Annotated in this window: 21 protein-coding genes and 3 pseudogenes; 16 read left to right on the top strand and 8 right to left on the bottom strand. The window is 32.7% G+C overall.

Annotation, left to right across the window (positions count from 1 at the left end; translation table 11 throughout):
- The first annotated feature begins 59 nt into the window (after positions 1–59).
- The 5 genes and pseudogenes from QRY57_RS00950 to QRY57_RS00930 all read left to right on the top strand — a co-directional run bounded on the left by QRY57_RS00950 (position 60) and on the right by QRY57_RS00930 (position 5,016).
- Entirely contained in the window at positions 60–1,271 is a 1,212-nt protein-coding gene (locus tag QRY57_RS00950; RefSeq protein ID WP_286015089.1) for an IS110 family RNA-guided transposase, read from the top strand.
- 163 nt (positions 1,272–1,434) lie between these two features.
- Positions 1,435–1,683: pseudogene (locus QRY57_RS00945) on the top strand (DDE-type integrase/transposase/recombinase); the annotation flags it as partial.
- A gap of 764 nt (positions 1,684–2,447) precedes the next feature.
- Positions 2,448–3,839 (top strand): M60 family metallopeptidase, encoded by a 1,392-nt coding sequence (locus tag QRY57_RS00940; protein ID WP_286015088.1) that lies wholly within the window; start codon positions 2,448–2,450, stop codon positions 3,837–3,839.
- A gap of 168 nt (positions 3,840–4,007) precedes the next feature.
- Entirely contained in the window at positions 4,008–4,694 is a 687-nt protein-coding gene (locus QRY57_RS00935) for an IS6 family transposase (protein ID WP_286015087.1), read from the top strand.
- 61 nt (positions 4,695–4,755) lie between these two features.
- A complete protein-coding gene (locus tag QRY57_RS00930; protein WP_286015218.1) occupies positions 4,756–5,016 on the top strand; it encodes a heavy metal-binding domain-containing protein in 261 nt (86 codons plus the stop codon).
- A 133-nt stretch (positions 5,017–5,149) separates the two neighbouring features.
- Here QRY57_RS00930 and QRY57_RS00925 read toward each other — a convergent pair whose 3' ends face one another.
- On the bottom strand, positions 5,150–6,886 hold the full coding sequence (locus QRY57_RS00925) for a PAS domain-containing sensor histidine kinase (protein ID WP_286015086.1): 1,737 nt from the start codon (positions 6,884–6,886) through the stop codon (positions 5,150–5,152).
- Positions 6,887–7,294: 408 nt separating this feature from the next.
- Here QRY57_RS00925 and QRY57_RS00920 point away from each other — a divergent pair, with 408 nt between their 5' ends.
- Together QRY57_RS00920 and QRY57_RS00915 are read left to right on the top strand one after the other, a co-directional pair.
- Positions 7,295–8,002, top strand: a complete 708-nt coding sequence (locus QRY57_RS00920) for an IS6 family transposase (RefSeq protein ID WP_286015085.1) — start codon at positions 7,295–7,297, stop codon at positions 8,000–8,002.
- Between the two features lie 61 nt (positions 8,003–8,063).
- Positions 8,064–8,294, top strand: a pseudogene (locus QRY57_RS00915) (Tn3 family transposase); the annotation flags it as partial.
- 277 nt (positions 8,295–8,571) lie between these two features.
- On the opposite strand, the pseudogene QRY57_RS00910 reads toward QRY57_RS00915, so the two are convergent.
- Positions 8,572–9,040 (bottom strand): annotated as a pseudogene (locus tag QRY57_RS00910) (IS6 family transposase).
- 271 nt (positions 9,041–9,311) lie between these two features.
- Positions 9,312–10,190, bottom strand: a complete 879-nt coding sequence (locus tag QRY57_RS00905) for a helix-turn-helix domain-containing protein (protein WP_286015083.1) — start codon at positions 10,188–10,190, stop codon at positions 9,312–9,314.
- A 331-nt stretch (positions 10,191–10,521) separates the two neighbouring features.
- On the opposite strand from QRY57_RS00905, the gene QRY57_RS00900 reads away from it, so the two are divergent.
- A complete protein-coding gene (locus tag QRY57_RS00900; protein ID WP_286015082.1) occupies positions 10,522–10,800 on the top strand; it encodes an AbrB/MazE/SpoVT family DNA-binding domain-containing protein in 279 nt (92 codons plus the stop codon).
- Positions 10,801–10,893: 93 nt separating this feature from the next.
- Here the strand turns inward: QRY57_RS00900 and QRY57_RS00895 are convergent, their stop codons facing one another.
- On the bottom strand, positions 10,894–11,601 hold the full coding sequence (locus QRY57_RS00895) for an IS6 family transposase (protein WP_098338490.1): 708 nt from the start codon (positions 11,599–11,601) through the stop codon (positions 10,894–10,896).
- Between the two features lie 343 nt (positions 11,602–11,944).
- Between QRY57_RS00895 and QRY57_RS00890 the strand changes: the two genes are divergently transcribed.
- From QRY57_RS00890 to QRY57_RS00875, 4 genes are all read left to right on the top strand, one after another.
- Positions 11,945–12,223 carry an AbrB/MazE/SpoVT family DNA-binding domain-containing protein gene (locus QRY57_RS00890; protein ID WP_286015081.1) on the top strand — a complete coding sequence of 93 codons (279 nt, stop codon included), beginning with the start codon at positions 11,945–11,947 and terminating at the stop codon, positions 12,221–12,223.
- A gap of 617 nt (positions 12,224–12,840) precedes the next feature.
- Positions 12,841–13,068, top strand: coding sequence for a hypothetical protein (locus tag QRY57_RS00885; RefSeq protein ID WP_286015080.1), 228 nt, complete (start codon positions 12,841–12,843; stop codon positions 13,066–13,068).
- Positions 13,069–13,221: 153 nt separating this feature from the next.
- Positions 13,222–13,929 (top strand): IS6 family transposase, encoded by a 708-nt coding sequence (locus QRY57_RS00880; protein WP_098338490.1) that lies wholly within the window; start codon positions 13,222–13,224, stop codon positions 13,927–13,929.
- A 637-nt stretch (positions 13,930–14,566) separates the two neighbouring features.
- The gene (locus QRY57_RS00875) at positions 14,567–14,797 is read left to right on the top strand and encodes a helix-turn-helix transcriptional regulator (protein ID WP_018767621.1); all 231 of its coding nucleotides are present in this window, start codon (positions 14,567–14,569) and stop codon (positions 14,795–14,797) included.
- Here QRY57_RS00875 and QRY57_RS00870 read toward each other — a convergent pair.
- The 4 genes from QRY57_RS00870 to QRY57_RS00855 form a co-directional block, all read right to left on the bottom strand.
- Positions 14,794–15,411 (bottom strand): replication-relaxation family protein, encoded by a 618-nt coding sequence (locus QRY57_RS00870; protein WP_286015079.1) that lies wholly within the window; start codon positions 15,409–15,411, stop codon positions 14,794–14,796. The two genes, QRY57_RS00875 and QRY57_RS00870, sit on opposite strands and share 4 nt — an antisense overlap.
- Positions 15,350–16,531 (bottom strand): FtsK/SpoIIIE domain-containing protein, encoded by a 1,182-nt coding sequence (locus QRY57_RS00865; RefSeq protein ID WP_286015078.1) that lies wholly within the window; start codon positions 16,529–16,531, stop codon positions 15,350–15,352. Before QRY57_RS00865 ends, QRY57_RS00870 begins: the two co-directional genes overlap by 62 nt.
- Positions 16,532–16,631: 100 nt before the next feature.
- Positions 16,632–16,817 carry a hypothetical protein gene (locus QRY57_RS00860; protein WP_286015077.1) on the bottom strand — a complete coding sequence of 62 codons (186 nt, stop codon included), beginning with the start codon at positions 16,815–16,817 and terminating at the stop codon, positions 16,632–16,634.
- A 1-nt stretch (position 16,818) separates the two neighbouring features.
- Positions 16,819–17,115 (bottom strand): hypothetical protein, encoded by a 297-nt coding sequence (locus QRY57_RS00855; RefSeq protein WP_286015076.1) that lies wholly within the window; start codon positions 17,113–17,115, stop codon positions 16,819–16,821.
- 226 nt (positions 17,116–17,341) lie between these two features.
- Between QRY57_RS00855 and QRY57_RS00850 the strand changes: the two genes are divergently transcribed.
- The 4 genes from QRY57_RS00850 to QRY57_RS00835 all read left to right on the top strand — a co-directional run bounded on the left by QRY57_RS00850 (position 17,342) and on the right by QRY57_RS00835 (position 21,319).
- Positions 17,342–18,259, top strand: coding sequence for a hypothetical protein (locus QRY57_RS00850; RefSeq protein ID WP_286015075.1), 918 nt, complete (start codon positions 17,342–17,344; stop codon positions 18,257–18,259).
- A gap of 593 nt (positions 18,260–18,852) precedes the next feature.
- On the top strand, positions 18,853–20,124 hold the full coding sequence (locus QRY57_RS00845) for a replication initiation protein (protein ID WP_286015074.1): 1,272 nt from the start codon (positions 18,853–18,855) through the stop codon (positions 20,122–20,124).
- A complete protein-coding gene (locus QRY57_RS00840; RefSeq protein ID WP_286015073.1) occupies positions 20,121–20,276 on the top strand; it encodes a hypothetical protein in 156 nt (51 codons plus the stop codon). Before QRY57_RS00845 ends, QRY57_RS00840 begins: the two co-directional genes overlap by 4 nt.
- A 338-nt stretch (positions 20,277–20,614) precedes the next feature.
- Entirely contained in the window at positions 20,615–21,319 is a 705-nt protein-coding gene (locus tag QRY57_RS00835; RefSeq protein ID WP_286015072.1) for a CPBP family intramembrane glutamic endopeptidase, read from the top strand.
- The last annotated feature ends 272 nt before the right edge of the window (positions 21,320–21,591 follow it).

The following is a 21,591-nucleotide window of genomic DNA, read 5'->3' as shown; positions in this document are numbered from 1 at the left end:
AGAAATGGGAATCGATAAGTGTAAGATGAAGACTTCAACTTTACGTCAGGAGGAACCTTATGAGACACGTAATTGCATTTGATATCAGTATGGGTAAAAGTTATATGGTCATTTATAATGCACAAAAACAATGTATCTTTGAAAAAGAAATTAAACATTCAAAGTCTGAATTTGAAGAGCTACAAAAAAAGATACATGAGCTTACCAATGAAACTGGCAAATCACCTGGAATTGTGTTCGAAGCAACAGGTATTTATTCCAGGCAGCTAGAACGATTTATGCAAGATAACCAATATACATATTGTCTATTAAACCCCTTAGAAGCAAAATTACAATGTGATTCCTTACGGATTCATAAAACGGGCCGAAGTGATGCACATCGACTAGCCATTACTCATTTTACAGTTACCCGAAGGGTATCTCATGGAACGGACCACTTATTCCATCAGTTAAAGTCTCTTTCGAGATTTTATAGCGAACTGGATGGAGAATTATCGATGATTCGTAGTCGTATGCACAAAGTAATTCAATTAACATTTCCTGAATTAGAAAAAATGTTCACTAGTAAATCGGATCTATTTTTAAATTTTGTTCAACTATTTCCCCATCCAGATTGTGTTTTAAATCTTTCTAAAACAATCATAAAAAATCGTATTCGTGCCAATACCAATAAAAAAATATCAACTATCATGGCAGAGAAAAAGGCAATTCAAATACTTGAAATAGCGAAAAATTCCTATCCAGCCGTTTCACAAAATGATGTCCTATGTGATCAACTCAAGGTATACGCAAGGCGTTATCAAGAACTTCTTCATCAAAAGGAACATTGCATTAACAAGATGGTACATCTTGCCGAACAACGTGCAGAATATAGTATCATTTTGAGCCTTCCTGGAATTGGGCCAAATACAGCTGTACGTTTAATGGCTGAAATAGGAGATATTACTCGTTTTGCGAATAACAAGCAATTGAATGCATATGCCGGTATTGATATACGTCGCTTTCAATCCGGTAAAACTTTTTATAAAGATAAAATTAATAAACGTGGAAATAAACATTTACGAAAACTACTTTTCCTGATTATCCAAAACATGATTAAACAACGGCGTTACGGGCGAAATCACATTATAGAGTACTACGATAAATTAAAAACGCAACCCTATAACAAATGTCATAAAGTTGCGTCCATTGCGTGTGTGAATAAGTTACTGAAGCTTCTCTTTCATCTTATTACACACGATATACACTATGATTATCGGTTAACGGCCTAATATCATAGTTTTATTCATCATATCATATCATATCTCCCCCTAGTAAAAAAAAGAATCATATTAGGGGTATTTAGTATGCGTTATACGTGGATACATGTGTGATATAGATTTTTGGTACTCAATCCATCAAAAATCTATAAATACAGGTTGACTAATCGTAAGAAAAAGCATACCTGATGGTATGCAACTTAGACAACAAAAGTACTTGAATAATATAGTAGAACAAGATCATCGATTTATTAAAAAGCGGGTTCGTTCGATGTTAGGATTGAAATCCTTTCGCACAACTACATCCATTATTTCTGGAATAGAAGCTATGCATATGAGAAAAAAAGGGCAACTTGTTTTACTGGACAAGTCTGTCAAAAACCAGGTGAAGTTCATCCATCAACTATTTGGAATTGTTGCTTAAGACTAGATTCCACTAGGAAACTTTTCACTCCTTTATACCTTTCCTAAGTATTTGCACCAGAACCGTTTTTAAGGTTTTTTAATTTACCGAATACAAAAAACTATAAAAATTGGATTATAAAGTACATTTTTCTTGAGTGGCTCCAAAAGTAACAAATGGTTGCCGTATGCCCTATACAAATATGCAATTTTTCATATTTGTATAGGGCATAATATCCTACATAATATCATTTCATTATTTTACAAACATTTTTAAGGTACTCATCCAAACTGTAAATTTCCAATGTGTAGATTACCATTACGCAGGATAAAGCATGAAACAAACGTGCTTTTTCCTATTTTTCTTTTGCGCATGGTCAGTTTTTTTGACGGGTATAAAATTATATTGAAATATTTTTCTTCTATGATTTTTCAGATTTAATAATATATAAACTGTGTTTAATTTAGTATCGCTATGCTAGATTAGATGTTTACGTTCAAAAGAAATAAATGTTTTAATGTAAATATCAACTATATATATCCATTTTAAGTTATGGACATACCTACTATGCAGAATACAACATGACCGCTACTTACTTTTGCCTTCTTTTTAAACCTGACATCTGGCCTCCCTAATTTTTACGGATAGGAATAAGTCAATTTAAGAAGTACCATAGCAAGAGGATTATTAATTGTATTAATTTTATAAATAAGTATATGGATAGATAAGAAACCTGGCGTTTCATATGACCGTTAGAATGGATTGAAATGAAAGGACTGATTAATATGAATAAAAGAAAGAATCGTAGATTACAAAAACCAATGAAAGTATTGATGACATCTGCTGTTTTGACAACGACATTATTTACATCTATGACTGTAAATAATTTGAACATTCATGCTGAAACTACACAAACCGAGGCGCAATATGAAGAGAGGAAGTTTGAACTTCCAAGTACAGGACATTATATGGGTGAAGCGATAAGAGAAATAAGAAGTGAGCAACGAAACTATATACCAACAGGAATCTATGTAAAACCGAATGAACAAGTCACAATTGAAGTATCGGGACTATCTGGATTAGACAAGCTTGGCGCGATTATTGGGACACATGAATATGATAAAGAAGGGGGAAAAGCATTTCGTCTTTCTCCTGGTCCTAATACCATCTCCTCTCCAAACGGTGGTTTATTAGGGTTTGATAACTCTGAAGGGAAAGGAACCGTTAAGGTGAAAGTAACACAAGGCGGGAGTCCTGTTCCATTCTTTGAATTAGGGAAGCATACGAAAGAAGACTGGATTGCGATGATGGACAAGTATCCAGATGCGCATGCTGTACAATTAAAATCAAAACGAGCGGTACTTACTGTTACTCGTGATAGTGCGAAGAAATACATTGTAAATCAAGATCCTGTTCCGCTATTAAAAAAATATGATGACATGATTCTAGTACAAGATAAATTATCAGGGCTATCTGAAACAAGTTCTAATCCGTTACATCGTTCAACTCGCCGTCTTTGGGCTTTCGTGGAAAATCCTAACAATCCACCGGGCATGTACATGTATGCAGGTCGGGATGGAGTCGTATTTACTACTGCTTATGATGCAATTAAAAGTGCTTTGAATGTAAATGAATTTGGATGGGGACAAATGCATGAAGCAGGGCATACAAGACAACAATATCCTTGGACGTGGGATGGAGTAGTTGAAGTCAATGTTAATATATACTCTTTAGCTGCACAAAAACAATTATTCCCAGGTCAACCAACACGTTTAGAAAAAGAAGGGGATTATGACAGGGCTTTTCAATACTTAAAACAAACAGATAAAGAATATGAAAAGATTAATGACCCGTTTGTGAAAGTTGTTATGTTTTGGCAACTTCATTTAGCATATGGTGAAGATTTCTATCCAAATCTTCATAAACTATATCGAGAGTTACCAAAAGACAAACTTCCAAAAACGAACGAAGATAAAATACAGGCCTTTATTTATAATACATCGAAAGTAGCGAAACAAAATTTACTACCATTTTTTGATCAATGGGGACTGAAAGCATCACAAGAAACGAGAAAAAAAGTAGAAGCGTTAAATTATCCAACGTTAACTGCCCCGATATGGGAAGCGACGGATGCGAAACCTGTTAAGCCACTGGCTACGTATAGTACAAAAAAATAATGCAGATTGTGATCAGAAGGAGGCTCTTCTTTAGGGATAGTCTCTTTTGCATAGCGAAATTTGTGTTTTCTACAATATGGGGTTCAGCCGAGATACGTGTAAAGGTTCTGTTGCAAAGTTTTCTACATGAAGCTACACTCTAGAAAATAGGATCTAGGAGAATCAAGCATGAGGTATTTTAAAGGAAAACAATTCAAGAAAGAGATTATTTTAGTAGCTGTCGGCTACTACTGTCGTTTTTCTTTAAGTTATCGCGATGTCTCTGAAATCCTGAAAGAACGTCGCATTTCAGTTCACTCAACAACCATCATGCGATGGGTTCATGAATATGGCAATCTCATCTATCAAATTTGGACAGTGAAAAATAAATCTGCACGATTATCTTGGCATTTGGATGAGACTTATATCAAAGTTAAGGGAGAGTGGCGTTATCTCTATCGTGCAATTGATAAAGATGGAAACACATTGGATATTCAACTTCGTAAAAAACGGGACCATCAGGCTGCCTATGCCTTCATGAAAAGATTAGTAAAACATTTTGGAGAACCAACGGTTCTCACTACAGACAAAGCGCCGGCATTACTTTGTGCATTTAACAAATTAAGAAAACAAGGATTTTATCAAACTACAATTCATTGTACAATCAAACATTTAAACAACCTTATTGAACAGGATCACAGGCATGTAAAGAGACGTTTTGCCAAATCTGCAGGATTTCAAAATTTTCGTCATGCTTCACGTACGATAAAAGGTATCGAGACCATTCATGCTCTATATAAACAAAGGCGAAGTCTTCAAAGAGACTCCGCCTTTTCAACGTACAATGAACTTCAACAATTACTAGCTACTTCCTAAATATTGTTCCTCATTTACTCAACCTGTTTATGCTTTTTCAAACTTTGCAACAGAACCATATATTGATATTGTAAATGGTGAAGCTATTATGGGTGCAAATATTGTTCGCGATTTATTCGCTTCAGTTCGTGATGTTGTCGGTGGTCGTGCTGGTGCTTATGAAAATAAATTAAAAGAAGCACGTGATATTGCAATGGACGAAATGAAAGAACTTGCAAGACAAAAAGGTGCTAATGCAATCGTTGGTGTTGATGTAGACTACAAAGTTGTTCGTGATGGTATGTTGATGGTTGCTGTAAGCGGTACGGCTGTACGTATATAATAAGATAGAAAACAGGCTCTCCCCGTAAAGTGTATATACTTTACGGGGATTTTTTTGTTGGGGAAATTTTGGGAGTATACCCATGAGGCCGCTTGTACACATGTAATCTCAAAATAACATGCCATAATTTCATTTAAGTCAGTATTAAAACATCTTGCAAAAGCGGTAAATAAATGTACACTGAGGTTCCTACTCCAACTTTACTTGTTATACAAATTCTTCCCTGATGACTTTCAATAATTTTGTAACTAATCATTAAACCGAGACCTGTTCCTTTTTCTTTCGTACTATAAAAAGGTTCAGCAAGTTTTGCAATTCTTTCTTCTGGAATACCAATCCCTTCATCTGAAATACAAATTTCCACCTCATTGTTACTTACTTTCTTAGTGGTAATGATTATGTTTCCCCCATGTGGCATTGCTTCAATCGAATTTTGTAAAACATTGATAAACACTTGTTTTAATTGTTTTTTACAACAATCAATATATACAACGTCAGGATCCGTTTGGAATGTGACATGAATATTTGTCATAATTGCCTTTGTGTTCATTAAAGATACAACGTTTTCTAAAATTACATCGATGCTCTCTTGTTCAAAAGAACATACCTCAGGTTTAGCAATAGATAAAAATTCGTGAATAATAGATTCAATGCGCTCAATTTCAGAAAGTATGAGGTGAAAATATTTTGATTCATGTTTCATTTGTATTTCTAATAATTGTATAAATCCTTTAATAACAGTGAGTGGGTTTCGCACTTCATGTGCAACCCCTGCAGCGAGTTGACCAACAGTAGCTAATTTATCTGATTTATTTAGTAGTTCCTCTGTCTTTTTCCGCTCTGTAATATCGCGAACCATAACCATCACTTTATCTGTTAATAGTGGTAGACATCGTGCTTCAAAAAAGTAAATACTATTATGCATGAGCAAGGAGTATTCTACAATTTCTATGGAATTATTCTGTTGTACCCTTGCAATTGCTTCTTGTAGCTGCAGGGCAACATCTAAAGGTAACACATCCTGAAATTTTTTATACATAAATTGTTCGACAGGTACATAAAATCTTGATTGACAGCCGGCTTTATAATCAACGATTACTCCGTCAAGTCTTGTTAAAAAACATAAGTCTGGAAGTGCTTTAAAAATTAATTCTAACTCTGAAGATTTTTCTATAAGTTTCTCTTCTATCTTTTTCCGACGCGTAATATCAATACCAACTGCCCAGTGACTGTATCCAGGAACAGGGAATTCTTCTGACAGGTTTGACCATAGGATTGTTTTTTCATCACCGTTTTTACAAGTAAGTGTCATTTCCCAATCACGAAAGTTTTTACCGAGTTCAGAAAATCCATGAAGTAACTGGTTACGATACGTTTCATCTGGATAAAGTAGCTCTAACGCGCAAGGATTGTTAACAATTTCAGCGGCACTATAACCTGTTACAAGTTCACACTCTCGGTTCCATATGACAATATTCCCTTCTTCATCACAAGCATCAACCATAACGGGCATGTTGTGTAAAATCATATATAATTTTTCAGCAGGGATAGATTGATCTTTCTGCAATTGCTGTAATGTATTCATTCCTTTATTCGTTATAATCGTTGCAAGGGATTTAAAGTATATAGTGCAAGATTCAATACTTTCTTTAGGCGACAAAATCACAAAATCACCAATCGTATTTTCATTGAATATAATAGGGACATGAATTTTTGTATGTAAATGTATATCAGAGGATGGTGTGCCGTAATGAAATATGATTCTTCCGTTGCAATCAAGCAGCTGATGTGAAATCTGTGTTAAAAGATAAAAGTGTTCTGCCATAGTTTGTATTTCTTTTACGTCAATAATCTCGGTCAGTTTGTACATATACTCTCACTCCTATGTATGTAAACATGCATACGCATTATTTTTTTAATTTTCTTAGTTTTTCTATTATACAAATTAAATGTTTCGAGGTACACAGAAAAGAGGGTTTATTTTAATTTTCAAACGATTCCCGCCAATTTTCATAAAAATGCTTTCCAAAAACTCACCTTAAAAACTATGTCCCTGATAGGTGCCTCTTTGAATTACTACCTCAACTATCATAAACAATAAATGAAATCTTTACAGAAAAAACAACTTGGATAAAGACAAGTTGTTTTTTTCTAAAGGGCACAGCAAAGAAAGAGTAGAGGAAAAAGGGTTCTGGTGCAAAAGCTTCAAGGCAATTGCAAGTAATCTCTAAATCTTGGACATACTGATACTATTACTCTAAAAAGGTGTGTGATTGGTATGGAAAAGGGAAATTTGTTCAAATGGAAGCACTATCAGCCTGATATTATCTTATTAACGGTAAGATGGTACCTACGATACAACCTAAGTTTTCGTGATTTGGTAGAAATGATGGAGGAACGAGGTTTGTCTATTGCTCACACCACCATTATGCGTTGGGTGCATCAATATGGACCTCAATTAGAAGAGAAAATACGACATCATCTAAAATCAACAAATGATTCATGGAGAGTCGATGAAACCTATATTAAGGTAAAAGGGCAATGGATGTATTTATATCGCGCAGTCGATTCAGAAGGGAATACTATTGATTTTTATCTAAGTAAATCAAGAGATAAACAAGCAGCCAAGCGCTTTTTTAAGAAAGCCTTGGCTGCTTCTCATATTTGTAAACCTCGTGTTATCACAGTAGACAAGAATCCAGCCTATTCCGTAGCGATTCAAGAGTTAAAAGAAGAGACACGTATGCCCGAAGGCATACAAATAAGGCAAGTGAAATATCTCAATAATATAGTGGAACAGGATCACCGTTTCATTAAGAAACGTGTGCGTTCTATGTTAGGGTTTAAGTCGTATAAAACAGCCACTTCCATATTGAGTGGCATTGAAACCATGCATATGATGAAAAAAGGACAACTTCATTTGCAGGTGAAGTCTGCTCAAAATGAAGTTAGATTCATACATAAGTTGTTTGGAATTGCATCATAATCTTTCATTGAACAGTCTATGTAGGTTCTGTGTCTCTATCAAATGATTTTTGCACCAGAACCAGTTTAATCACTTAATAGCAAATTGTTTAATCTTCTACAATGTATTTGCATTAACACAAGTGTTACATGCTTATCGTCAAGATGGAAATGAATTGGACGAAGAATTATTAAGTGAGTTGAGCCCATATATTACAGCTCATGTGAATCGTTTTGGCAAGTATGGAATTGATCCAAATAGACAGCCACCGGATGTACAGTTTGATATGTCAATTTATCCAGTTGCAAATTAACACAAAGGATACGTGGAGAATAAAAACTTTCTCCACGTATCCTTTGTGAATTGGAATATATTTGCATATGGCCCCATATTTCGCTTTTGGTTGCCATACCCCATCAAGCTGTGCAAAAAGCTTGGAATGACGTAGGAGTAAAATAATAGTTTCATTGATAGAAAATTGTGAAAGGACACACTTGCTAGGAGTATCTAACGAGGGTGTCCTTTTTGATTCTAGTGCAAAAATCATTTGATAGAGACATAGAAACCTGCATAGACTGTTCAATGGTAGATTATGATGCAATTCCAAATAATTTGTGTATGAATCTAACTTCATTTTGGGCAGACTTCACCTGCAAATGAAGTTGTCCTTTTTTCATCATATGCATGGTTTCAACGCCACTCAATATAGAAGTGGCTGTTTCATATGACTTGAATCCTAACATAGAACGTACACGTTTCTTAATGAAACGATGATCTTGTTTTACTTAGATAAAAATCAATGGTATTCCCTTCTGAATCAACGGCACGATATAAATACATCCATTGCCCTTTTACCTTAATATAGGTTTCATCGACTCTCCATGAATCATTTGTTGATTTTAGATGATGTCGTATTTTCTCTTCTAATTGAGGTCCATATTGATGAACCCAGTGCATAATCGTTGTGTGAGCAATGGATAATCCTCTTTCCTCCATCATTTCCACCAGGTTACGGAAGCTCAAATTGTACCGTAGGTACCACCTTACTGTTAATAAGATTAGTTCAGGCTGATAATGTTTTCACTTGAATAGGTTCTGCTTTTCCATACTGATCACGTCCTTTTTTAGAGTACTAGTATCAGTATGTCTAAGTTTCAGAGATTAGTTACATAAATCTTATAGCTTTTGCACCAGAACCTGAAAAGATAATAAATTTATTTAATTATATACTTAGAGATAAAAAAAACACCTACAAGTTAATTTAATAGGTGGTTTTAAAATTAATTAAACATAAGTTTTATTTGTTGCAGTCTTTAACATCAGTGGTTTCCTATTTTTGGTTTTTAAAATACTTTTCTTTAATTATTTTTATATATTGTTTCTTTTCTGTTAGTTCAAATATAAATAATGCTTTTTTCATGTAATTAAAACCATCTTTTTTAGGTTGTTGAAGCTTTATTAAATTTAAACCTTTTTCAAAGTATAGTTCACCTAATAGGTATAAACTATTTATATTAATAGCTAATTTAATACCCATATCACTATATTTTATTGCTTCTTCATGTTTACATGTGTGCTGTAAACATTTTGCTAAAGTATAAATAATTCTTAATTTAATTTCTTTGTTTCTAGGGAAATCTATCTTATTAAAATTATTTAAAACTTTTTTTAATATATTAATGCTTTTTTCATATTCTTTATTTTCTGCATGTATTACAGCCATTGTATGCATGATATCTATTTCTTTTTCTGATAAAAAATCAACATTGGTTAAGGTTAATTTTAATGCTTTATTTAAAGTATCTAAAGCATTTTTTGTTGATCCATTTACATTAAATATAGCAATTGCTTCATGCCATAGTAGAAATTGTTTATCTTCTTTTTGTTGGAAATTATTTCCGTTTTTTTCTCTTTTTATTATTTCATAAAGTTCTTTATACTGTTTTTGCTTTATGCAATCTCTTATTACATACTTTACATTTTCTACATATTTTAATTTTTTATTTTGCGTTAGTGCAAATATATAATTTGGATCAATACCAAGTTTTTCAGCTAGTTGATATAATAATATGCTAGATGGATAAATAATTCCTTTTTCTATCTTACTAATTTGACTTTGTGAACATATTCCCTTACATAATTCAGATTGTGATATGTGTTTTTTTATTCTGAGTTCTTTAATAATAATACCAAGATCGTAAAATTCCATTTTTCCCCCTATAAGTTAACAATTTATTCTTATAAGAATATTTTTCACCTTTTAATATAGTGTAAAATCAGTATAGTTTCAATTGTTAGCTATCTATATTTAACAAGCTATAAGGGTGGTTCTTACCCCTAAGAAAAATACCAATTACATGCTAATTTTAGTAAATGGAAGAAAGATATATTTCCTTTAAGAAAAAGTTTGAAAATATCAATGTGAAGGTCGCCTGTTTTTAAAGTATTATATTTTTTTGTGTATAAGAATATATTATTTCTATAAAAATAGCATAGGGTATGAAAGATGAAGCTATAGACTTCACAAGGGGAGAGATTATATGAAATCAACAAAAATACCTTTAAAAGTAGATGAATTAGGGCTTTTGCTAATCCCAAAGGTACTTAGAGATACTTTAGATATTAAAGAAAAATCTTCACTAGAGATTTTTGTAGAGGGAGAACAAATTGTTTTACAAAAGTATCAACCTGGCGGTGTATGTGCAATAACAGGAGCAGTATCTGATAAAAATATTTCTTTAGCAGACGGAAAAATTATGTTAAGTCCAGAAGGTGCAGAGCTTTTAATAGAGGAATTACAGAAGTATCTTGTAAAATAATTGTCTCCTTTCAGAGGTATTTAAAAGTAGGGTTCTGGTGCAAAGATAAAATAAAAGAGAATATAGCGCATATATTGCTAGCGGAATTGTATTTTATACTGTTAGCCCAAACAAGTGATGGATGAATTCTTTCTGATTTTGGACAGACTGATACCGTAAATCAAGCTGTTCTTTTTTAATCATATGCATGGCTTCAACACCACTCAATATAGAAGTTGCAGTTTTAAATGACTTAAACCCCAACATAGGACGCACACGTTTCTTAATAAAACGATGATCTTGTTCCACTATATTATTGAGATATCTAACTTGCCTTATCTTTATGCCTTCGGGCATATGTTTCTCTGCTTTCAACGCTTGAATCGCTACAGGATAGGCAGGGTTTTTATCTACTGTTATCACACGAGGTTTAGAAATGTACGAAAAAGCCAAGGCTTTCTTGAAAAAGCGCTTGGCTGCTTGTTTATCCCTTGATTTACTTAGATAAAAATCAATGGTATTCCCTTCTGAATCAACGGCACGATATAAGTACATCCATTGACCTTTCACTTTAATATAGGTTTCATCGACTCTCCATGAATCGTTTGTTGATTTAAGATGATGCCGTATTTTCTCTTCTAATTGAGGTCCATATTGATGAACCCATCGCATAATCGTTGTGTGAGCTATGGATAAGCCTCTTTCCTCCATCATTTCCACCAGGTTACGGAAGCTCAAATTGTACCGTAGGTACCACCTTACTGTTAGTAAAATTAGTTCCGGCTGATAATGCTTCCATTTGAACAAATTTTCCTTTTCCATACCGATCACACCCCTTTTTTAGAGTAATACTATCAGTATGTCCAAGTTTAGGAGATTACTTGCAAGAGCTTTAGAGTTTTTGCACCAGAACCCCTTTTAAAACTGCAAATTTCGTTTAATTAAAATTTTAATTTTTAAGTTTAAATGTTGTATATTGGAACTAAGTTGAAATTAAAATAGAAGCCCTATATTTCCTTTAAGCAAAAGTGTAAAAATATCTTTGTTCTGGCCGTCAGTTTTTGAATCATAATGTTTTTCATGTACGGAGAAAGCCTGTTACAATGAGAAAATGGCATAGGGTATGAGAAATATAGAGCTATAGAATATATAAGGGAGAGGTTTCATGAAATCAACAGGAGTAACTCGAAAATTAGATCAATTAGGACGTATCGTTATACCAATGGAGTTAAGACGCACCCTGGAAATTGAAGAAAAGACACCATTAGAGATTTATGTAGATGGTGAAAAAATCATCTTAAAAAAATATGAAGCCCATGGAGCGTGTGCAATAACAGGAGAAGTATCTGATAAAAATATTATTTTAGCAGATGGAAAGCTTACGCTAAGTCCAACAGGTGCAGATCTTATAATAGAAGAATTACAGAAGAATCTTGTGAAATAATTAGCTCCTTTCATGGAGCTTTTTTAGTGGCTTTGAAATAGCGGTGAATTGTTTATAAGGTCTTGAATTTTTGATTAAACTTTTTGTAAAAGTAAGTTACTAAATATAACGAAACGCCTTTATTTTGATTGAATTTTTCTCAAAATAAAGGCTAGGTATATGGTGAGCAAACACGGGTCACGGGATATTTTTAATCAAACTTTATTTCAAACCAACAGAAGAATCACTTTGATTACTTGAAGTACTTGAATTATTTGAAATCGAAGAACATCCACCTAATAATAAAATACCGATTATAATCGTAATAAATCTAAATTTCATTTTATATCTCCTTTTCAATATGTAATAATTCTAATATAACATAAATTAGGAATCCAATACCCTTAGCGTGGTTTTTTTTTAAAATGCTGGCGGTACCTCATAAAGTGTGTACATAAATCAATGTTCAATTAATCTTTGAATTTTATATTTCTGAACATGTATTTATCTTTTAAAGATGCTGCCAAGATAAGTTTTTTTCTAGGCTTATAGATACATTGACTGCCGAGAACGAGAATTATGTGAATACGAAAGTCCCCAGTTAAACAATCTGGATAAAAGGTAGAAGGAGATAGACAATGACAGAAATCATTAAAGAGATTGTTTCCCAAAACAAAAAATACAAGGTTCAAGTTATCAAACGAAATAATGGCTTTTTCACTACAGAAGTTTTTGCGTGGTTTGAGGATTATGGATATAAGCATTGGGCTCCTATTAAACAGGGAATATCGTTAATTGATACAGAAAAACATGCTATAGCCATAGCAATGGAAGATTTAAAAGTGTATTCAGGTGAAAATGATTAATGGGTGTGGATTACACTTATCTCTGAACAGGGGAGGAGATTGCTGTAATATTAAAAATTAGGGTTCTGGTGCAAAAACTCTAAAGCTCTTGCAAGTAATCTCCTAAACTTGGACATACTGATAGTATTACTCTAAAAAAGGGGTGTGATCGGTATGGAAAAGGAAAATTTGTTCAAATGGAAGCATTATCAGCCGGAACTAATTTTACTAACAGTAAGGTGGTACCTACGGTACAATTTGAGCTTCCGTAACCTGGTGGAAATGATGGAGGAAAGAGGCTTATCCATAGCTCACACAACGATTATGCGATGGGTTCATCAATATGGACCTCAATTAGAAGAGAAAATACGGCATCATCTTAAATCAACAAACGATTCATGGAGAGTCGATGAAACCTATATTAAAGTGAAAGGTCAATGGATGTACTTATATCGTGCCGTTGATTCAGAAGGGAATACCATTGATTTTTATCTAAGTAAATCAAGGGATAAACAAGCAGCCAAGCGCTTTTTCAAGAAAGCCTTGGCTTTTTCGTACATTTCTAAACCTCGTGTGATAACAGTAGATAAAAACCCTGCCTATCCTGTAGCGATTCAAGCGTTGAAAGCAGAGAAACATATGCCCGAAGGCATAAAGATAAGGCAAGTTAGATATCTCAATAATATAGTGGAACAAGATCATCGTTTTATTAAGAAACGTGTGCGTCCTATGTTGGGGTTTAAGTCATTTAAAACTGCAACTTCTATATTGAGTGGTGTTGAAGCCATGCATATGATTAAAAAAGAACAGCTTGATTTACGGTATCAGTCTGTCCAAAATCAGAAAGAATTCATCCATCACTTGTTTGGGCTAACAGTATAAAATACAATTCCGCTAGCAATATATGCGCTATATTCTCTTTTATTTTATCTTTGCACCAGAACCGTTGCAGCTAATACAATTGAGCCATTTTTATGCAACTCACCGACGCATAAAAACTACGAAGATCTACACACAAGATAATTCGGTTAGGTAATAGAGAATAATCATACAAGGTAACCCCTCCAACACAGAACGTTTGTTCTTATTATAAACCTTGTTTTTCGGTTTATACAATCCTTTTGTAAATAATTTTTAATGTCAATATGGTACGTGAAATTACATAAAGTTCTTCAAAATTCGACTACGGAACACTTTACTATCTCTTAACTTATTAAACTCGTTTTCATTTCTTCATAAATTAAGAAAAGCTCAAACCCTTATGTACCAACGGATTCAAGCTTTTCATTTTATTGGAATACTCGTTGCAACAAGTTGCCATTAGGCTAGTGTATAAGCAACTTGTAGCTATTACTATGAATGCTAGATTCCTCAAAATTATTACATATTTTTTTAGTTTTTTAATCTTTGTATTTATACTATGATGTTTTTCCAGCAAATATGCAAATTATGTTGAAGTTTAAAAAGTTTGATTCTTGGACAAGATGTAATAACAAACAACTAATTTTGAGGTGATTTTATGAGTTGGTTCGGAATCGGTAAACCTCGCTCTAAGTTTGGAAGGTTTTTAGATAAACATAATTTAACTCAGCAAGAAGTATCCCGAGAAAGTGGGGTCAATAGAGGGACGATTAGTCGACTGTGTAAAGGCGATGCCTTCCATCCATCTTTAAAGAATGGACAAAAAATTATTAGGACATTAAGAAAATTAACTAATAAGAATGTAGATCATCAAGATTTCTGGTTTTAACTAAAAACATCTTCCATCACAAAAGTTCTCATAAACACATTTTGTTTTACAGCATATTGCTCTAATTTTGATTGCCGATAGTCTGATAGTGTGAAAAAGATAATTACTGGAACAATAGCATTCTGTCTTTTATAGATATCTGTTATATGGCCATATAACTGTATTTTATGTTCGTTTGCCTTCATATGTTGCATACGATCTATTTCAACGAAATGGGGAACATTATCTTCAAAATACGTTGCGTCAGGAATAATCTGATACCGTTGACCATTGATTGAAAATTCTACAGGTCTTTCTGTTTTCCATTCTGGAAAACCAAGCCACATCCAGCTTTCGTTTCGCATTAATATGTGCTGTAATTGACTATTTTTCTTTACTTCTTTTGTACTGCCTAATAAGTCACGTCCTTTTTTATTTAAATAATATACGTGTTCACGAGCCATTTTTGTAATGTGACAATATGAATGTAGATCCTTTAATACACGATTTGCATTTCGAATACTTCCTAAACAGTGAATAGCTTGCAATTGTCTCCTGGTTGCAAAATCTAATTTACTCAAAGTGGATAAAATCTCGATTTGCCTCGCTTTCTGTTTGAGGGTTTGGTGCCTCATGCTTTTTCACCACCTTATATTGCTTCAGTAAATCCCACATGTTTTTATCCTTTAAATACGGTACTTGGATTTCTTCTGTCCGATCAGTCTTAAATAATGCTCTTCCTGGAAGGGAAGGCAGATCCTCAAGACCTGGTTCATCCAAAGCAACTTGTGAAGCAACCGCTGTTGGTAATCGAAAACCCAGCTTTGCATCAGCATTTTGTTTAATTTGCCTTGGCAATGTGTCAGAAGTAGGATACTGGGTACAAAAGATAAGCCGGAATCCTAAACCTCCCCCGATCCTTGCGATTTCAGATAACATCTCCTGACACATAAATAATAAGTCACGTTGTTTTTTAGGTAAGCCTTGTGTCGGACAAAGGTTTGCTCCTTCATCAACAATAATGAAGTGCCGCTCTTTAATGGATGTATCTATAATATTCGTAAAATAAGATGTCTTCATCATTTCAATTCGTTTTACCATCATCTCACGCACTCTGACTAACATTTCTAATGCTTGTTTTGGGTTTTTAGCAACTTCCTCTACTTGGCACAGATCCCTATAAGGGCTAAATTCTAATCCTTCTTTTAGATCGATAATAAAGAAATTCACATATTGGGGTTGTTGTAAAATTAAACTCGTCATCACATTTTTTAAGAATACTGTTTTTCCAAAGCGAGTCATACCCGACACGCACATATGAGGGGTTTTCTCAAAATCATGATATACATGCTTATCTAACGATTTCCCTATCATCATGCTCCATGTTTGCTCTTTTAGCAGATCCTTAGACCAATTCCACCTCTCAGGTATTTCTTGCTTAAATACTCGAATATGAAGCTCTCTTTGATGAAACGATATTTTAACAGGTTTATATAGTCCTTCTTCTAATACTTCAGCTAACTTTTTAATAAGTTGACTAGGTACACCTAAAGGTAGCTTGTAGACATAATTCATACTTATGTTATCTTCTATTTCTTTTAAAAAAATGGGGTATTGTAATTCTCCTTTATGCTGAACACAGATCTTTGCAATTTCAAAAAATGTAGTAATTTTTTTCTTATCACTCATCTCTTTACCTCTATAAAAATAAGCAACAGTTAAAAAGGTTGCTGGTATTAACAAAAGTGATATCATATCCTCCATACCTCCTTTAGGTAGTTGAGCCTGTATGGAAGGTTAGAAAAAACAGATTAAGGCGCACTGTTATAATTTTTTCCAACTACTAGATGTAATACTAACGTAGAAACACATCTAGTATATCCATTAGCACATACCAAACACTCCCAATTAATAAGCATTTTAGCCCCGCATGTAGCAACCAATCTGGAAGGTAAAGACCTTTCTTTTTTAGTAACTTAATCCCTATAACTGAAGCACCTGTAACAGCATAAACTACCCCTAGCTCTCCAATGATCGACACTTTAGTCCCATCCCTTCGGTTTAATAGATAAGTTTCCTTTACGATCCCTGTATAGTTGGTAATCATCTAATAACTCATTCCAACTTATAGCATGTTCATCACCATATAGGTCCTCTTCAATTTTTTGGCTTAAATAATAATATCCTCGGTACTGTCGGTCTAAATAAACTTTATGTCGTTGCATATGCTCTTGTATCGCACAAATATTCTCTTCTTTTTTAGTTTCTTTATACATTTGTCTAAGCATTTTTGATGAATATAGATAAGGTGTACTATACAGCATTTGATATTGACTCATATTTCCTCACCATCCCTATAAAATTCTAGATGCATTAAATGCATATGATGATGATCCACTTTTTCGAATTTGTACCTCAAAAAAGTACAAAATGTTGATTTGAAATAAAGTTTAACCGTTTAAAAAAAGTTACAGAAAGATATGAACAAATTAACTTACTATAAAAGGATTTCGTTTCTTTAAAGAAAATATAGTTATATATAATCAAACAGAAAGAGGCGAAAAAATGTCGATTGATACCAATATAAAAACAGATTATTTTAAGTTGTATATTGATTTTGAAGACGAGTTGGATTTAACCAGTTTTGTAAAGATACTTGATGCTTTAAACAATATAAACTATGAAGTATGTGAAGAATTTGGATTAGAATATAAAGATCATAAATTAAAGATTAAACGTATCTATTCTGGTTCTATTTGGATAGATTTTGTTATTTTTGCAGAAAAGGTGGCGAATAATCCTGTTAACATAACTCAATCTGCTCTTGGTAGTGCCTTATTTGCATCTATTTCCTATATTGTAAATAAATTAAGAGAAAAAAAAGATAATAACAAACTTAAGGAGGAGACAAAAAACAATAAGAATGATTTAAACAATAATCAAATAAAATATGCTTCCTTAGATAATGCTGAAAGAGATACTGAATTTGTGAAAAAGATCTCTGATAGTATAGATATCTTAAAAAAACAGAAACTATCTTACGATACGCTTTGGAAATTAAGAAATTTCAAACGCAAAATACCACTAAGTGGGAGTGGTAAAATATCGTTACATATAGACGCATATCAAGAAATATTAAATCATTTAGAAAAACTTGAAACAGAGGCTGCTGAATTATTTGATGAAGAGATACCAGGAAATTTATCGAAGTTTAAACAACAGATTATAAACATATTACTCGAAAACTCAATGACAATGATACATACCTTTGAATTGAGTCCAGAATCACTTGACACAATTAATTATGTTAGCCCTGCCATTGAACCTCCTGATTATATTGAAAAACCTTTAGGCAAATCTATTTCTAATTTTGTTGAGGACGTGTGGGATAATAAACAAATAAAGAATTGTTCGATTTTTATAGATACTGAATCTGGAAGAGAACTTAAAATTGAAATTAAAGACCAAAATGATCATCTTTAAGTTTGATGTTGAGGGAGTGTTATTTTGAAAAAGGTTAACAGTTTGTAAAAAAATCTAATCGTTTTGCTCATTTTCAATTGAAGAGTTTCAAGTGAGTTTTAATCAAACCTTTTTATAAAATGGAATGTTAATTCAAAGAGAAACGAATCCATCTTTTTTCAAAATGGATTCGTTTCTCTGCTGTAGAATAAAGGTTTGTGGAATATTTTTAATCAAATTTCATTTCAAAGTTACACAAAATACGCCATTCCTATTTTTGAATGACGTTCGATAATAATCTTCAGTTTTCTATGAGTTAAAAATAACAAATTTGGTTGCATTATTACAACAAAAATGGTGCGTAAAGATAACAAATTCGGTTTTATTTATAACAAAAATGGTTGTAAAGATAACAAATTTGGTTGCATAATATATAGTTCTCGGAATTTCTGTAAATAATCTCTATACTTTACATAATTCTTTTATGTGGGACGAATACATCATCGACTTGAATTGAAAGATGTTTTGTTGCACTTGGGAGAAAATCAACTATAACAAGGACTATATATTTGTGATAGTTATTGTAGAAGTTTAAAGAAAGGACGTATATAGGTATGTCTCTAAATCAAGATTTACAGATTAAAGAAAATAATATTGTTTCGAAGTCAAATACATTAATCGAAGCAAATTCTCGTTTGAATTTAGTAGAACAGAAGATGCTACTTTGTTTGGCTAGCAATATTGAACCGAATGATCGGGATTTTAAAACATATGCATTCCCAATTAGACAATTTCATGATCTACTTGGTTTAAGTGGATCTACTAAATATACTGAATTAAGTAAAATTACGAAGGAATTATTATCAAAAGTAATTGAAATTAGGGCAGGGGAAGAGCTGATACAGGTTTCATGGCTATCTTCAGCAATTTATAATAGAAATAAAGGAACTATCGATATGCGCTTTGATCCTTTATTGAAACCATTTTTACTAGAATTGAGTAGTAAATTTACGAGTTATAGGTTAGCTAATGTTGTTAAGTTGAAAAGTACATACGCAATACGGATTTATGAATTATTAAAGCAATATGAAGATTTAAAAGAACGTACAATTAGTCTTGAAAATTTAAGATACTATTTAGATGCAATGGATGTATATCCTAACTATGCAAACTTTAAGCAACGTGTATTGAAACCATCTCAAAAGGAATTAAATCAAAAAACAGATATTTCTTTTGAGTTTGAAGAAATTAAATCAGGTAGGAAAGTGCAAAGGATTAGATTTATAATACGTAGTCAAAAAAAGAAAGATCCAGATTTAATTAGTTTTGAAAAAAAATTAGATCAATTTCAACAGCCAAATACATTTGAACAAAAAATCAAACGTTTTGAAGAACGTTGTAAGGAAAAAGTATTTCCAAAAGTTTCTAAGAAATGGAAAGAGCATGAAGATATTGTATTAGAGATAATTGATGATATACGCTTTCGATCAGATATAGATTCCCCAATTGGCTATGTAGAGTTTATGCTCAATTCCCGTTTAAAAGAACTGTCAGATAAGGAAAAGTTACAAGAAAGAGGAATTGCATCAGAGCTTATACAAAATGGATTACATATTTGTAATGAGTTGGAGATTTTAGAATACCAGCATCACTTTGAAATTCTAGACAAATTATGTAACGAAGAAAAAACTGAAACTTTAGAAAAAACTATTTTAACGGGAATAGAATATTTTAAAAAAGAAGGACTATGGGAGTACATCCAGGAATATTGTGAGATATTAGCTCTAAAATTCCATAATGATGCACAATTTGAAAAATCTAGTTCATATTTCCTTTTAACTTATCAAGCAAAAGAAACGATATTAGAAAGGGAGGTATTAAAATGAAATTCCTTAAATTAAGTTTAAAAAGTTTTATAGCTGTAGGTATTCTGACAGTTGGGATCTCTTCATTGGGATTTAATGTTAATGTCCAACAAGCAGATATCCAACAGGCTAGCAGTGCTGTAGTAAGTTATGCACACGGTAATACTGGCTGATAATTTTATTTAGAAAAGGGAAGAAGTATCATGATTCTGAGATGATACTTCTTCTCTTTTTTTATGTGACCAACATAAATTAAAAATAGAGAAACGGTAAATACATTGGTCAAGTAAGCGAATATTGTAGATTTGAAATACAGTCGCGATGCTTTACCCCTTTAGGTAATCATATCTAAAGGGGTATTTTTATTGCAGGAGTAAAATTATGTTGTTTGGATGCGTATCCTCCTGTAATCCATCAATTTATTTAATTTGCCCTGAAAATGAAGGTTGTAAGTGACGTTACGTCACCTATTATAGTTAGGTTATATAATACAAAGAAAGAGGAATGATGAATGAAGAAAAAAGACATGAATTGGAAGGACCAAGACCCTTGGGGATTAAAAGAATTTCTATTAATGATGATACTCGAATTTGTATTTGTTATAGGATGCATAAAATTCTTAGTAAAGCCTATTTATTCTCAGTGGTTTGATAATGAGTTATATTCAGGAACTTTAATAGGATTAACAATAGCGATTGTTTTAGTTTCAGGTGTGTATTTTATGATCCTTCGTCCAAAGAAACTTTCTTGGAGTGAAGTAGGAATCAGGTCATTCTCTATAAAGGATTGGAAATTTATTGTCTTACTAACTATTATATTAATGGCTGGTGATGTAATAGTGATGGTGCTTACTAGCTTTATTGGAAATTCTTATGAGAACAGCAAAACTGAGGCGATACAGCAAAGCGTAAATTTCTTTACTGTTCTTATTGCTTTTATTTCTGCGGCGGTCATTTCACCAATATATGAAGAAATATTTTATCGTGGTTTTTTATATCGATGGCTACGTACACGTTTTGGTATGATATGGGCTATTTTTCTAAGCTCATTAATCTTTACAATTATCCACATTCCAACTTATAATGCGATGCCTGTAAACTTCTTAAGTGGTATAGTCTTTGCATGGGCGTATGAACGAACCAATTCAATTTGGCCGTCAGTTATCATTCATGGTCTAACTAATGGAATTATGGTTCTGCTAACAACGATGGGATAATAGAAGTTTGTTGTAAGTAGGTGAAGTATCCAATGCCACTTAATACATACTTTTAAATCGTTCTTTTTTCACTTTAGATAGTGAACTATATTCAAAATTAACTATCGGGGAGCTGTAGTTGTAGATTTGAAATAAAGTCGTACCGTTTTTAAAAAAGATGTACTGTTTTGAAAAAAGTTATACTGTTTATAAAAAAGTCGAACCGAAATGTTATTATTTTAGTTTTCCTTCTTCCGCAAACGGTTAGTTCAATAGCTTTATTTGGGCATTGC

The sequence above is a fragment of the Bacillus arachidis genome (assembly GCF_030285945.1).
GTDB classification, from domain to species: domain Bacteria; phylum Bacillota; class Bacilli; order Bacillales; family Bacillaceae_G; genus Bacillus_A; species Bacillus_A arachidis.
This window is presented reverse-complemented; position numbering and strand designations above follow the sequence as displayed.

Bases quoted from the DNA above. Each gene is read 5' to 3' on its own strand.
- QRY57_RS00950 (WP_286015089.1), top strand. From the start codon at position 60: ATGAGACACGTAATTGCATTTGATATCAGTATGGGTAAAAGTTATATG.
- QRY57_RS00880 (WP_098338490.1), top strand. From the start codon at position 13,222: ATGGAAAAGGAAAATTTGTTCAAATGGAAGCATTATCAGCCGGAACTA.
- QRY57_RS00855 (WP_286015076.1), bottom strand. From the start codon at position 17,115: ATGAGTCAATATCAAATGCTGTATAGTACACCTTATCTATATTCATCA.
- QRY57_RS00835 (WP_286015072.1), top strand. From the start codon at position 20,615: ATGAAGAAAAAAGACATGAATTGGAAGGACCAAGACCCTTGGGGATTA.
- QRY57_RS00870 (WP_286015079.1), bottom strand. From the start codon at position 15,411: ATGAGGCACCAAACCCTCAAACAGAAAGCGAGGCAAATCGAGATTTTA.
- QRY57_RS00865 (WP_286015078.1), bottom strand. From the start codon at position 16,531: ATGATATCACTTTTGTTAATACCAGCAACCTTTTTAACTGTTGCTTAT.
- QRY57_RS00885 (WP_286015080.1), top strand. From the start codon at position 12,841: ATGACAGAAATCATTAAAGAGATTGTTTCCCAAAACAAAAAATACAAG.
- QRY57_RS00900 (WP_286015082.1), top strand. From the start codon at position 10,522: ATGAAATCAACAAAAATACCTTTAAAAGTAGATGAATTAGGGCTTTTG.
- QRY57_RS00840 (WP_286015073.1), top strand. From the start codon at position 20,121: ATGAAATTCCTTAAATTAAGTTTAAAAAGTTTTATAGCTGTAGGTATT.
- QRY57_RS00920 (WP_286015085.1), top strand. From the start codon at position 7,295: ATGGAAAAGGGAAATTTGTTCAAATGGAAGCACTATCAGCCTGATATT.
- QRY57_RS00935 (WP_286015087.1), top strand. From the start codon at position 4,008: ATGAGGTATTTTAAAGGAAAACAATTCAAGAAAGAGATTATTTTAGTA.
- QRY57_RS00875 (WP_018767621.1), top strand. From the start codon at position 14,567: ATGAGTTGGTTCGGAATCGGTAAACCTCGCTCTAAGTTTGGAAGGTTT.
- QRY57_RS00940 (WP_286015088.1), top strand. From the start codon at position 2,448: ATGAATAAAAGAAAGAATCGTAGATTACAAAAACCAATGAAAGTATTG.
- QRY57_RS00850 (WP_286015075.1), top strand. From the start codon at position 17,342: ATGTCGATTGATACCAATATAAAAACAGATTATTTTAAGTTGTATATT.
- QRY57_RS00845 (WP_286015074.1), top strand. From the start codon at position 18,853: ATGTCTCTAAATCAAGATTTACAGATTAAAGAAAATAATATTGTTTCG.
- QRY57_RS00890 (WP_286015081.1), top strand. From the start codon at position 11,945: ATGAAATCAACAGGAGTAACTCGAAAATTAGATCAATTAGGACGTATC.
- QRY57_RS00895 (WP_098338490.1), bottom strand. From the start codon at position 11,601: ATGGAAAAGGAAAATTTGTTCAAATGGAAGCATTATCAGCCGGAACTA.
- QRY57_RS00905 (WP_286015083.1), bottom strand. From the start codon at position 10,190: ATGGAATTTTACGATCTTGGTATTATTATTAAAGAACTCAGAATAAAA.
- QRY57_RS00925 (WP_286015086.1), bottom strand. From the start codon at position 6,886: ATGTACAAACTGACCGAGATTATTGACGTAAAAGAAATACAAACTATG.